This is a genomic window from Amycolatopsis umgeniensis (assembly GCF_014205155.1).
GTDB classification, from domain to species: Bacteria; Actinomycetota; Actinomycetes; order Mycobacteriales; family Pseudonocardiaceae; genus Amycolatopsis; species Amycolatopsis umgeniensis.
Genome location: NZ_JACHMX010000001.1, coordinates 2,996,959 through 3,010,242, shown reverse-complemented (window position 1 = coordinate 3,010,242; position 13,284 = coordinate 2,996,959). Strand labels below are relative to the sequence as shown.

Genomic DNA, 13,284 nt, shown 5'->3' with positions numbered 1-13,284 from the left:
ATGTGCGGATTCCCAATTCTTCGTGGGCCGTACGGGCGCAAAACGCGACTAAAGGCGGGGGCTGAACGGTGCCCACCTGCACCGGACGAACGCCCATTACTACCGAGATGTCCGTAATGCAAGGTCTTCCTTGGGGTGAATCCGCGACTTAGTCTCAGCCTGCGCTCCTAAGTGGAACGCGCTTCACCTCTGATTCACCCCAACGATCCGGCGGGCTTATTCATGCCCGTGGGTCGACCCTGCCTGGGAGGAATATCTTGAACAATTCCCTGGGATCCTTGAAGAGACGTCTGCCGGTCTTCGGTGTCACCGCGGCCGTCGCCGTGCTGACCGCGCTCGGCGGCGCCACCGTCGCGTCCGCGGCGGAGGGCTCGATCGTCAACGCGGGCAGCGCCAAGGCGATCAAGGACAGCTACATCGTCGTGCTGAAGGACGGCTCGTCGGTCGAAGCCACCGCGAAGAGCGTGACCCAACGCCACGGCGGCACGGTCGAGAAGACCTTCGCCTCGTCGGTCCGAGGCTTCTCCGGCGCACTGACCGAAAAGCAGGCGAAGCGCGTCGCCGCCGACCCCGCGGTGGCCTACGTGGAGCAGAACCAGACCGTCTCGATCTCGACGGACCAGCTGAACCCGCCGTCTTGGGGCCTCGACCGGGTCGACCAGCAAAGCCTTCCGCTGGACCAGAAGTACAGCTACAGCACCACGGCGTCGAACGTCACCGCGTACGTCGTCGACACCGGCATCCTGACCACGCACCCCGACTTCGGCGGGCGCGCGACCCACGGCCGGGACACCGTCGACAACGACAACGACGCCACGGACTGCCAGGGTCACGGCACCCACGTCGCCGGCACCATCGGCGGTACCGCGCACGGTCTGGCCAAGGGCGTCAAGCTCGTCGCCGTCCGCGTGCTGAACTGCTCCGGTTCCGGGACGACCGCCGGCGTCATCGCCGGTGTCGACTGGGTGACCGCGAACGCCGTCAAGCCCGCCGTCGCGAACATGAGCCTCGGTGGCGGCGCTTCGGCGACCCTCGACCAGGCCGTCCAGCGGTCGATCGCCGCGGGTGTCACCTACGGTGTCGCGGCCGGCAACGACTATGGCCAGAACGCGTGCAACACCTCCCCGGCCCGCACGCCCGAGGCGATCACCGTCGGCTCGACCACCAACACCGACGCCAAGTCCGACTTCTCCAACATCGGCACCTGCCTCGACATCTTCGCGCCGGGCAGCGGCATCACGTCGACGTGGCTGAACAACGGCACCAACACCATCAGCGGTACCTCGATGGCGACCCCGCACGTCGTCGGCGCGGCGGCTCTCTACGCCTCGGCCAACCCGACGGCCACGCCCGCCCAGGTCCGTGACGCGCTGGTCAACGCCGGCGTCAAGGGCAAGGTGACCAGCCCGGGCTCCGGCTCGCCGAACGTGCTGCTCAACACCGGTTCCGGCGGTGGCCCCGGCCCCGAGCCGACGCCGTGCGGCACGCAGACCAACAGCGGCGTCGTCGCCATCCCCGACGCCGGTGCCGCGGTGACCAGCACGGTCACCGTCGCGAACTGCGCCCGCAACGCCTCGGCCACCACCAAGGTCGCGGTGAACATCACGCACACCTACGTCGGTGACCTGGTCATCGACCTGGTCGCGCCGGACGGCAGCTCGTACCGCCTGAAGGGTTCGAGCAACGACTCGTCCGACAACATCAACACCACGTACACCGTCAACGCCGCGGCCGAGGCCGCGAACGGCGCCTGGAAGCTGAAGGTGCAGGACGTGTACCGGGTCGACACCGGCTCGCTGAACAGCTGGTCGCTGACCCTCTGATCCACCCTTGGAGTGCGTGAAGGCCCCCTTCCTCCTGCTGGGAAGGGGGTCTTGACGTATTCGTGCGCGGCTGATCTGCGGATTTGTCAAATGTTCGTCAGTTTTCAGCCGGATCCGAAACCCGTTGCGGTGAAGGGGAATCCGGCATTTCCCAGGTCTCCGTGCGGTAACGGGATCGGCTGCCGGACGGGTGACTGCGAATCCCGGAAGACTGACATCGCGGAACAAACCTGGGAATGCGGGGCCGCCGGGTGGATGCTTCTCGGAGTCGGCGCGTACGCCTCGGGTGAATGGCCGGGTATCCGGTCCGCGCGATCGACGGAAAAGATCCCGCATTCCGTGGCCGAACGCGATCGCGATGCTGCTGGTTTCCTTGCTGCACAAGCAATCGCCGGTTCGGTGGCACGATCATTCCGGCGTTTCGGCGGTAGCGTGAGAGGGCGAAAAATGGCCGTGCTGGTGCAGAACCAGGTCGACGGGCCGAATTGTTATTGTGCGGGATACGTGATTCCCGCCGGCGGAGGAGGGGGAGCGGAAAAGTCCGGAGAGGTCCACCCGCTGCGGGCGTTACGCGGTACTCCGAGCGAGGACACCACCCAGACCTTGACGATCGTGGTCGATCACGACGTGCCCTTCCTGATGGGAAGTGTGACAACAGACGGCGGAAGTTATCCCACCGGGGTCAACGTCACCCTGACCGACCCCGGCGGTGACCGGGTCGGCCCCAGTGAGACCGACAGCCGGTTCGTCGTGTGCTCCGGCAACGATCCGACGATGCTCCAAAGCTGCATGATCAAGACCCCGATGCCGGGCACCTGGACGGTCTCGATCGAGAACGCCGACACCAGTTCCTACGTGTTCTTCTCCACGATGCCGACGGCGGCGCAGTACGCCACGATCTACGACACGCTGGCGCCGCTCACCGACCCCGAAGCACCGGGAGCGGGCCCGGAGACCGCGGCACCCTGCTGGATCTGCAAGATCACCTGCTGGATCGTCGCCGTCGCGGCCGCCGCGTTGCTCGGTCTCGGCGCCGCGTCGATCACGGCCACCGCCGCTCCCGTCGTCGCCTTGGCGGGGTTGATGACGGCGGCAGGGATCGTCATTTCGGCTGCGGGTGTCGTGGTCATGCTGCAGACCTTTCTGGCGGGGCTGGGCGCCACGGTGGGAATCATCGTGCTCAACATGTGTTCCTGGGTGAACGCCTGCCCGACCGGGGTCACGGCGGCGATCACCAGCCCGGCGGCGGGAACCACGGTCAGCAGGACGGTCCGCGTGGACGCGACGGCCACGAACGCCGCCACGGTGGCGTTCTACGTCGCCCAGAAGACCCTCATCGGCACCGACAACACCCCGCCCGACTGGAACACGGACTGGGACACGACCAAGATCCCCAACGGTGAACACACGGTGTCGGCCTTGGCGACCGGCCCGAACGGGGCGGCCTGGTCACCCCCGGTGAAAGTCGTCGTCCACAACTAACCGCTCCTTGCGGTGAGCCGAATCGGACGTTCGTCCACTGAGGACCGTCACGGCGCTCTATCCTCTGCGTATGCAGCCCGGACCGCCCTACCAGCAGGGACCTCAGCAGCCGTATCCACCACAGGGCTACCCGCAGCAGGGATACCCGGGGTATCCGCCGCCCGGCTACGGACCGCCGCCCAAGAAGTCGAACACCGGACTCATCGTCGGGATCGCCATCGGCGCGGTGGTGCTGCTCGGCGGTGGCGGGGTCGCGGCCTTCCTGCTGCTCTCCGGTGACTCCGGTTCGTCTTCGACCGCGGCGCCGACGTCGTCCAAGAAGGTCGGGCCGCCGGACAAGTACACCTCGATGCCCGGATGCCAGAAGATCGGGAACGGGGTGAGGAATCTGCCGCCGCTCGAAACGCCGAAGGGCGAGGAGCCGGCGAGCACGTCGGCCCAGGACATCGTCTACACGGCGTCTTCGTGCTCCTGGCGTGAGTCCGGTGCTCCGTCGGCTTTGGTGACGATGTACCTGTCGAAGTCGAAGGAACCGGGCACGGGCGCCGGTGAGGCATGGGCCAAGGCGGGTTACGACAACGCCATGGACGACGGCGGGGAAGTGATCCCCAGCATGGCGAAGGCGACCAAGGCCGGTTACAACGAGATCCGGTCCGACGGACAGTGCTCGATCAAGTTCTACCAAGGGAACGTCGAAGCACAGATCATCGTGAGCGGCGCCGAACCCAGCAAACCGATCGACCAGAAGCTGTGCCGGGAGAACGCCCTGAAGGTCGCGAAGGCGACTTCCGAGGCGATCGGGAGCTGAAGGACGCTTTCCCCGCGTAAGACGCGGCAAAGGGGCCCTTCACCGCATGAGATGCGGTGAAGGGCCCCTTCGGCTCGATCAGCTGAAGGCCCGCGCGATGAGCGCCTTCTGCTCGACCTCGTGCACCTTGGACGAACCGGCCGACGGCGCGGCCATCGGACGACGCGACACGACGTCCAGGCTGGAGAACACCTCCGGGAGCTTCCGCGGCAGGTTCAGGCCGAAGAACGGCCACGCACCCTGGTTCTCCGGCTCCTCCTGGACCCAGACCGCGGGAGCGCCGTTGTAGCGCTCGAGCGCCGCGAGCAGCTTCTTCTTCGGCAGCGGGTAGTACTGCTCGACGCGCACGATCGCGATGTCGTTCGCCTCGCGCTTCGTGCGCTCAGCCACCAGCTCCCAGTACAGCTTGCCGGAGGTCAGCAGGACCTTGCGCACCTTCGACGGGTCGACGACTGCGTCGTCGATGACCGACATGAACTTCGTCTGGCCGGTGAAGTCCTCGACCGCCGAGGTGGCGGCCTTGTTGCGCAGCATCGACTTGGGGGTGAAGACCACCAGCGGGCGGTTGACTCCGTCGAGGGCGTGACGGCGGAGGAGGTGGAAGTAGTTCGCCGGGGTGGACGGCACCGAGACGGTCATCGAGCCTTCGGCGCACAGCGAGAGGAAGCGCTCGATGCGGCCGGAGGTGTGGTCCGGGCCCTGGCCTTCGTGGCCGTGCGGCAGCAGCAGCACGACGTCCGAGAGCTGGCCCCACTTGGCCTCGCCGGAGGAGATGTACTCGTCGATGACGGTCTGCGCGCCGTTGACGAAGTCACCGAACTGCGCTTCCCACATGACCAGCGCTTCGGAGTTGGCCACGGAGTAGCCGTACTCGAAGCCGACAGCCGCGTACTCGGACAGCGCCGAGTCGTAGATCATCACGCGGCCCTGACCTTCGGCCAGGCTCGCCAGCGGCGAGTACTCCTGGCCGTTCTTGCGGTCGATCAGCACCGAGTGGCGCTGGGTGAAGGTGCCGCGGCGGGAGTCCTGACCGGACAGCCGCACGAGGCGGCCTTCCATCGCCAGCGAACCGAAGGCGAGCAGCTCACCGAACGCCCAGTCGACGCCGCCTTCGCGGGACATCTTGTGGCGGCGCTCCATGACCGGCTTGACCCGCGGGTGCGGGGTGAAGCCTTCGGGGACGTTGAGGAACGCGTCGCCGATGTGCTCGATGACCTCGGAGGTGGTCGCCGTGGGCACCTTGGCCGGGACCTGCTGCTCCTCTTCGACCGAGGGGCTGGCCTTCGCCGCGTGCTTCTCCAGCTCGCGGACCTCGTTGAACACGTGCTCCAGCTGGCTGGAGAAGTCGCGCAACGCGGCCTCGGCCTCTTCGACGGAGATGTCGCCGCGGCCGATCAGCGATTCGGTGTAGGTCTTCCGGACCGAACGCTTCGTGTCGATGATGTCGTACATCGCGGGCTGGGTCATCGAAGGGTCGTCGCCCTCGTTGTGACCGCGGCGGCGGTAGCAGATCAGGTCGATCACGACGTCCTTGTGGAACGCCTGGCGGTACTCGACGGCCAGCTTGGCCACCCAGTGCGCGGCTTCGGGGTCGTCACCGTTCACGTGGAAGATCGGCGAACCGATCATCTTCGCGACGTCGGTGGCGTACTCGCTCGAACGCGAGTGCTCGGGCGCGGTGGTGAAACCGACCTGGTTGTTGACGATGACGTGCACGGTGCCGCCGGTGCGGTAACCGCGCAGCAGCGCCAGGTTCAGCGTCTCGGCCACGACACCCTGGCCCGCGAAGGCCGCGTCGCCGTGCATGAGGACCGGGAGGACGGTGAAGCCCTCGCCACCCTTGTCGAGGATGTCCTGCTTCGCGCGGACGATGCCCTCGAGGACCGGGTCGACGGTCTCCAGATGCGACGGGTTCGCTGTCAGCGACACCTTGGTCTCGCCGTCGCCGAACATGCGGAAGTACTTGCCCTCGGCGCCGAGGTGGTACTTCACGTCACCGGAACCGTGCGCCTGGCCCGGGTCGAGGTTGCCCTCGAACTCCTGGAAGATCTGCGCGATCGGCTTGCCGACGATGTTCGCGAGCACGTTCAGGCGGCCGCGGTGCGGCATGCCGATGACGACCTCGTCGAGCTCGTGCTCGGCGGCCTTGTCCAGCAGCGTGTCGAGCAGCGGGATCGCCGTCTCGCCGCCTTCGAGCGAGAAGCGCTTCTGGCCGACGTACTTGGTCTGCAGGAAGGTCTCGAACGCCTCGGCGGCGTTGAGCTTCGACAGCACGTACTTCTGGACGGCGGGGTCCGGCTTCTCGTGCGGGATCTCGACGCGGTCCTGGATCCAGCGGCGCTCCTCGGGGTCGAGGATGTGCGTGTACTCGATGCCGACGGTGCGGCAGTACGAGTTGCGCAGGACACCGAGGATGTCCCGCAGCTTCATCCGCTCCTGACCGGCGAAACCGCCGACCGGGAACTCGCGGTCCAGGTCCCACAGGGTCAGGCCGTGGGAGAGGACGTCGAGGTCGGCGTGGCTGCGCTGCCGGTAGTTCAGCGGGTCGGTGTCGGCCATCAGGTGACCGCGCATGCGGAAGGCGTCGATCAGCTCGATCACGCGCGCGGTCTTGTCGACCGGGCCGTCCGGGATGTCGGCGACCCAGCGGATCGGCTCGTAGGGCAGGCGCAGGCTGGTGAAGACGTCGTCGTAGAAGCCGTCTTCGCCGAGCAGCAGCTCGTGGATCCGCTTGAGGAACTCGCCCGACTCCGCGCCCTGGATGATGCGGTGGTCATACGTCGAGGTCAGCGTCATGATCTTCGACACGCCGAGGTCGACGAGGGCCTTCTCGCTGGTGCCCTCGAAGTGCGCCGGGTACTGCATGGCGCCGACGCCGATGATCGCGCCCTGACCGGCCTGCAGACGGGGCACCGAGTGGTTGGTGCCGATGCCGCCGGGGTTGGTCAGCGAGATCGTGGTGCCGGCGAAGTCGTCGGCGGTCAGCTTGCCGTTGCGGGCCTTCTTGACGATCTCCTCGTAGGCCTGCCAGAACTGCATGAAGGTCATGTTCTCGGTGGCCTTGATGGAGGCCACGACGAGCGTGCGGGAGCCTTCCTTGCCCTTCATGTCGATCGCGAGACCGAAGTTCACGTGCTCCGGCGTGATCGCGAACGGCTTCCCGTCGATCAGCTGGTAGTGCCGGTTCATGTTCGGGAAGTTCTTCAGCGCACGGACCATCGCGTAGCCGATGAGGTGCGTGAAGGAGATCTTGCCGCCACGCGTGCGCTTGAGGTGGTTGTTGATGACGATGCGGTTGTCGGCCATCAGCTTCGCCGGGACCGCGCGCACACTCGTCGCCGTGGGCACGGACAGCGAGGCGTCCATGTTCTTCGCGATCGCCGCCGCGGCGCCGCGGAGCTGCTTCGACTCCGGCTCGGCGTCCTTCTCGGCGGGCTTGGCGGGCGCCTTCTCAGCGGCCTTGGGTGCCGCGGCCTTCGGAGCGGGCTTCGCGGCCGGCTTCGCTTCGGTCTTCGGGGCCGGCTTCGTCGGAGCGGTCTGCTTCGCGGTGGACTCGGCGTTGCGGACCGTCTGCGGCGACGGCGTGGAGGCCTGGCCGTTGGCGCCCGAGCCCTCCTTCGCGGTCTCCGCGGAGGTCTGACGTGCGTCGTCAGCCTTCGTCTGCGCGGCCTGCGTTGGCTTGAAGTCCGCGAAGAAGTCGTGCCAGGCGGCATCGACTGAGGTGGGGTCGGCGAGGAACTGGTCGTACATTTCCTCGACAACCCACTCGTTGGGGCCGAATTGTGACGCAGGGCTGCTGCTGGACACGGCTTGGACTCGCCTCTATCCGTCTCGAGATCTTGAACACCGCTGATGCGCCTACCAGGCTAACCCCCTCGGTGGCGGCCGTGTGATGGAACTGGCCTGTGTGAGGCGTGGCGCACTAGGCGATGGGTCACTGTCTCGATCAAGAGATCGAAACCGAAGCACTCGGCCGACCGGGCCGCGGCCGTTCGGGGGAGCGGGGGACCTTTGGTGTCGTTTCACCGTCTGTGCAGGTCAGATCACTGATTGGACGGTAAAGGTTGGTAAAGTGGTCGTGCCCGGACCGCCTGGAGTTCACGTCGGCGGGTTTTGCTGAGCGGAGGATGCGGCCGGTGTCGTGCCGGCCGCCGGTCGCCCACGAGGGTGGTGGCAGTCGATGTGGCTGGACGAGTGTCCGTCGTTCTGGGACGAGGGGCGAGTGCGCCCCTTGGTCACCGAGTCCGGCAAGGTCGTGCTGATGTGCGACTCGTGCTCCGCGGTGTGGCCGACGCTCTCCGACTTCAAGGAGATGGAGCACGTCGAGCCCGACGAGCCGGACTGGGCGGTGACGGCCGGGGTGCACGTCCGGCCCGGAACCTTCCGGTGGGCCTCGGAGCGGGATCTCGAGGTCGCCGGGATGAGCGGCCTCAAGTGGCGGCTCTAGGCGCTGTACGGGCGCTCCGCGGGTAGCAGCGCTTCGGCCTCGTCGATGCGATTCGCCGCGACGAGAGCCCCGATCTCACGCATGGTCGCGGTGACGTCGGTGACCGTGGTGATCCATTTGTCGACATAGCGATCGACGGCCTCGCCACTCAGGCCCATCTGGAGCGAACGGTGCTTGAGCGGGCCGAGGCGGATGCCGCGTTCCGGATCCCACTGGACGCGGACCGGACTGGCCTTGACCTCTCGCTGCCACGTCTGCCGATCGGGGTGGACGTCTCGGTCGTAGTGGCTGAGCGCCGAGTGCTCGAGTGCCCACGCGAAGCCCTCGCGAGTGATGTCGAGGGCGAGTACGCGTTCCTGCCCGGGCTTGGCCGCCCAGCCGCAGCGGTACGCCATCCACAGGAAGGACGGCTTGATCCAGGTCATCCGCTCGCGTTTGAACGGCGGCACGAAGGTGCCCGCCTTCAGCGCGGCGTCCGCGATGGCCGGCGAATACGCCTGATAGACGCGGATCGTGGTTTCGGTGTGCACGGCGCGGATCTGCCGCGCCGGGATCTCTTCTTTCATTTGCCGTTCAGCGTGACAGGTGTGGTGTTCGAACGCGACCGAAATTGTCTCGCCCGGCGGCGCATGCCGGGCTCATGGCATTGCGGCGCGAGGGTTCGCGGCCGGGGGAGGCGTGACTCGCGTGATCAGGGACCGGACTCGCGTGATTGGAGGCGGATCTCATGTGACTGGAGGCCGCACTCGGGTGTGCGGTCCCTGATCACGCGAGTTCCGTCTCCGATCACGTGAGTGCGGTGTCTCGCCGGGAAGCAGAACTCAGCCCAGGGCCCACAGGCGTGCGTAGTGGCCGTTCGCCGCGACCAGTTCCGTATGCGTGCCCTGCTCGATGATCCGCCCGTGATCCAGGACGACGATCCGGTCCGCTTTGGCGGCGGTGGCGAGGCGGTGCGCGACCACGAAGGTCGTGCGGCGCCGCGCGAGTTGTTCGGTCGCGCGCAGGACGGCGGCTTCGGTGGACGGGTCCAGCGCCGCGGTCGCTTCGTCGAGCAGGAGGACGTCCGGGTCGACGAGTTCGGCGCGGGCGAGCGCGACGAGTTGCCGCTGCCCGGCCGAAAGCGACCGTCCGCGTTCACCGACGGGCTGGTGGAAACCGGCGGGGAGCGCGGCGACACCGTCGAGCGCGCCGACGGACCGGACGGCCTCCTCGACCTCCGCGTCCGTCGCGGAAGGCCTGCCGTAGCGCACATTGTCCGCGACCGTCCCCGAGAACAGATGCGCTTCCTGGGGTACCACGCCCATTCGCGTGCGCAGGGCGGCCAGATCGTATTCGCGGATGTCGGTTCCGTCGATGCGGACCACGCCGCCCGTCGCGTCGTAGAAACGCGCGACGAGCTTCACCGCTGTCGACTTCCCGGCGCCCGTCGCCCCGACCAGGGCGACGGTCTCCCCGGCCGCGACCTCCAGGGAAAACTGCGACAGGGCGGGCTCGTCCGTTGCCGTGTAAGCGAAATCGACGTCCTTGAAGGAGACCTCGCCCCGTAGCCGCTCCGGGACCGCGACCGGTTTCCCCGCCTCCGGAACGGAAGTCGGCGTGCGCAGCAGATCGCCGATGCGCGACAGCCCGACCCGCGCCTGCTGATAGCCGTCGAACACCGAGGACAGTTGCTGGATCGGCGAGAAGAACTGGCCCAGGTACAACAGGAACGCCACCAGCACACCGGCCGACAGCGTGCCCGCCGCGACCCGGTTCGCGCCGACGATCAGCACGACCACCTCGGCCAGACCGGAAAGCATTGCCGCGAAAGGGAAGTACGTCGCGACAAGGCGCTGGGCGCGAAGCCGTGAACGCCGGTACTCGTCGCTGCGGGAAGCGAACTTCTCCGCCGTCCGCTCTTCGCGCGTGTACGCCTGCGCGACCCGCAGCCCGTTCACGTTCTCCTGCATGTCCGCGTTGACCACGCTGACGCGTTCCCGGGCTTCGGTGTACGCCTTCGAGGAAGCGCGGCGGAAGATCACCGTCGCCACGATGAGGATCGGCAGCACCGCGAGCGCGTACGTCGCCAGCCCGATGTCGGTGATCATCAGCGCCGCCGCGATCCCGACCAGTGTCAGCGCGCTCACCACGGCCTGTGCGACACCGGTCTGCAGGAACGTCGAGAGCGCGTCGACGTCCGTGGTCATCCTGGTCATGATCTTCCCGGACAGCTCGCGTTCGTAGAAGTCGAGCCCGAGCCGCTGCAGGTGGGAGTAACTGCGCACGCGCAGCGAGTACAGCACCGTCTCGCCGACCCGCGCCGTCATCTTGGTCTGGAGGTAGACCACCAGCCAGTCCGCGAGGATCACCAGCGCGCCGACCGCGGCGGTCAGCCAGATCACCGCCTCCGCTCCGGCGCGCACCCCGCTGTCGATGCCGTGCTGGTACAACGCGGGCATCGCGATGGTGGCCAGCGCGTCCGCGGCGACCAGGCCGATCACCACGGCGAGCGGTCCGCGCACCGGTTTCAGCAGGCGGCCGAGGCGGAACTTCGGTTCGGGAGCGGTGACGTCGGTGCCCGGCAGCCGGGGGACATCCGTGGCGGGCGGCAGTTTCCGGACGCCTTCGATGAGTTCCTCGCTCGGCGGCAGGTCGACGTCCCATTCGCCGCCGGTGCCCTTCCGCTCGCCCGCCAGTTCGTCGGCCTTGTCCTGCTCCGGCCACAGGGCGGGCGTGATCCCCGCGGGGCCGCAATCGAGACCCTCACAGCGATGCGGCTCCTCGACGTCGTCGCCCGGGCCCGCGACGAGTTCGCGGAACAGCGGGCAGCGCGCGAGCAGTTCTTCTTCGGTGCCGACGTCGACGACGCGGCCCTTGTCCAGCACGGCGATCCGGTCGGCGAGGGCGAGGGTGGAGCGGCGGTGCGCGATCAGGAGCGTCGTGCGGCTCGCGGTGACCGAGCGCAGCGTGTCGTGGATCGCCGCTTCGGTGACCGTGTCGATGGCGGACGTCGCGTCGTCGAGGACCAGCACGCGCGGGTCTGTCATCAATGCCCTGGCCAGGCCGAGCCGTTGGCGCTGCCCGCCGGACAACGTGAGGCCGCGCTCGCCGACGAGCGTTTCGTACCCTTCGGGAAGGCGCTGGATGAACTCGTCCGCTTCCGCCGCCCGCGCGGCCGCGCGGATCTCCTCGTCGCTCGCGTCCGGCCTGCCGTAGGCGATGTTGTCGCGCACCGACGAGGAGAACAGGAACGCCTCCTCGAAGACCACGCCGATCACGCTGCGCAGGTCGTGCTGCCGAATGTCGCGGACGTCGAGGTCGCCGACCTGGACCGAACCGCTGTGCACGTCGTAGAAACGGGGCAGCAGCAGGGAGATCGTCGACTTGCCCGAACCGGCGGTGCCGACCAGCGCGAGTGTTTCGCCGGGCAGGGCCTCCAGGGTGAGACCGTCGAGCACCGGATCCGACCGCGTGTAGCCGAAGGAGACGTCCTCCAGCCGGACACCGAGAGGGCCCTCGGGCAGCGGCCGCGCGTCCGGGCTGTCGACGACGTCCGGCTGCGCGTCGATCAGTTCGTTGACCCTTTCCGCGCCCGCCCTGGTCAGCTGGGCCTGGACGACGAGGCTCGAGATCATCCTCGCCGGGCCGATCAGGATGGAGAGGTACGTCGCGAACGCCAAGAAGGTGCCGAGGCTGACCTCGCCCTTCAACGCGAGGACGCCGCCGACCGCCAGCACCGCGACCTGACCCGCCGCGGGCAGCGCCGCTGTCGTGGCCGTCGGCAAAGAGGAAAGCCGCGCCGCGCGCATGCGTTCGGCGAAGAGCTTCTTCGCCGTCTTCTCCAGCTTCGCGACTTCGCGCGCCTCCTGGCCGAAGCCCTTCACGACGCGTACGCCGGTGACGGTCTCCTCGACCTGCTGCGCGACGTCGGCCGCGCGCTGCTGGGCCGCCCATGTCGCGGGGAAGAGCCGCTTCCGGCTCACCGCCATGATGATCGCGATCGCCGGGGCGACCACCATCGCGATCAGGGTCAGCGTCGGCGACATCCACAGCATCGCGCCGAGGGACAACAGCGCGAAGATCACCGAACCCGCCGAGAGCGGCACCTGCATCAGGACCGAGGTGACCAGTTGCAGGTCCGAGATCGCGCGCGAGGCGACCTGCCCGGTGCGCAACGCGTCCTGTTTGCCGCCGTCGAGCCGGGAGACCGCGTTGAACACCTGGCGGCGCAGATCGTGCTGGACGTCGAGGGCCAGCCGCCCGCCGACGTACCGGCGGGCGAAGGCGTTGCCGAAGGTCAGCACCTGCAGGATCGCCATGACGGCGGCGAGCAGGCCCAGACGGGAGGTTTCACCCGCGACGGCGTCGTCGAGCGCCTCCCGGATCAGCAGCGGACCGGCGGCCTGCAGCCCGACGCCGATGATCGCCGCGCCCAGCGACAGTACGACCAGCCAGGGATGTTTCCAGCACGAAGCGGCCAGGCGGCGGATCCAGCCTCCGGTGGGCACCGGGGCCGTCTCACGTGCCGGACTGGCTTGACGCGGGCGAGGTGGAGCAGAAGTCACCCCGTCAGCCTAGGCGGCTCCACCGACAGGATCGGCCGTTCCGCAGGACGTGATCCACCTCCTACAGGGAGGTGACCCACTTCGACTCCACCGAACGGTCTCCCCAAGGGCGCCCCGCGCCCGACGGAGACTTCACCCGTCGCGCGCCCTCTTTCGGGCCGAAGGCCCACGTAAACGTGA

General features: G+C 67.9%; 7 protein-coding genes. 4 read left to right on the top strand and 3 right to left on the bottom strand.

Annotation, left to right across the window (positions count from 1 at the left end; all coding sequences use genetic code 11):
* The first annotated feature begins 257 nt into the window (after positions 1-257).
* The 3 genes from HDA45_RS13700 (at position 258) to HDA45_RS13690 (ending at position 4,113) form a co-directional block, all read left to right on the top strand.
* The gene (locus HDA45_RS13700) at positions 258-1,823 is read left to right on the top strand and encodes a S8 family peptidase (protein WP_184895278.1); all 1,566 of its coding nucleotides are present in this window, start codon (positions 258-260) and stop codon (positions 1,821-1,823) included.
* A gap of 447 nt (positions 1,824-2,270) precedes the next feature.
* Positions 2,271-3,305: an Ig-like domain-containing protein gene (locus tag HDA45_RS13695; RefSeq protein ID WP_184895276.1), complete on the top strand. Its 1,035-nt coding sequence runs from the start codon at positions 2,271-2,273 to the stop codon at positions 3,303-3,305.
* Between the two features lie 70 nt (positions 3,306-3,375).
* The gene (locus HDA45_RS13690; protein ID WP_184895275.1) at positions 3,376-4,113 is read left to right on the top strand and encodes a hypothetical protein; all 738 of its coding nucleotides are present in this window, start codon (positions 3,376-3,378) and stop codon (positions 4,111-4,113) included.
* Between the two features lie 78 nt (positions 4,114-4,191).
* Here HDA45_RS13690 and HDA45_RS13685 read toward each other — a convergent pair whose 3' ends face one another.
* The gene (locus HDA45_RS13685; RefSeq protein WP_184895273.1) at positions 4,192-7,920 is read right to left on the bottom strand and encodes a multifunctional oxoglutarate decarboxylase/oxoglutarate dehydrogenase thiamine pyrophosphate-binding subunit/dihydrolipoyllysine-residue succinyltransferase subunit; all 3,729 of its coding nucleotides are present in this window, start codon (positions 7,918-7,920) and stop codon (positions 4,192-4,194) included.
* 373 nt (positions 7,921-8,293) lie between these two features.
* Between HDA45_RS13685 and HDA45_RS13680 the strand changes: the two genes are divergently transcribed.
* A complete protein-coding gene (locus HDA45_RS13680; RefSeq protein ID WP_184895271.1) occupies positions 8,294-8,560 on the top strand; it encodes a hypothetical protein in 267 nt (88 codons plus the stop codon).
* On the opposite strand, the gene HDA45_RS13675 is transcribed toward HDA45_RS13680, so the two are convergent.
* Positions 8,557-9,126, bottom strand: a complete 570-nt coding sequence (locus HDA45_RS13675) for a DUF4291 domain-containing protein (protein ID WP_184895269.1) — start codon at positions 9,124-9,126, stop codon at positions 8,557-8,559. The two genes, HDA45_RS13680 and HDA45_RS13675, sit on opposite strands and share 4 nt — an antisense overlap.
* Positions 9,127-9,381: 255 nt before the next feature.
* The gene (locus HDA45_RS13670; RefSeq protein WP_184895267.1) at positions 9,382-13,047 is read right to left on the bottom strand and encodes an ABC transporter transmembrane domain-containing protein; all 3,666 of its coding nucleotides are present in this window, start codon (positions 13,045-13,047) and stop codon (positions 9,382-9,384) included.
* Between the last annotated feature and the right edge of the window lie 237 nt (positions 13,048-13,284).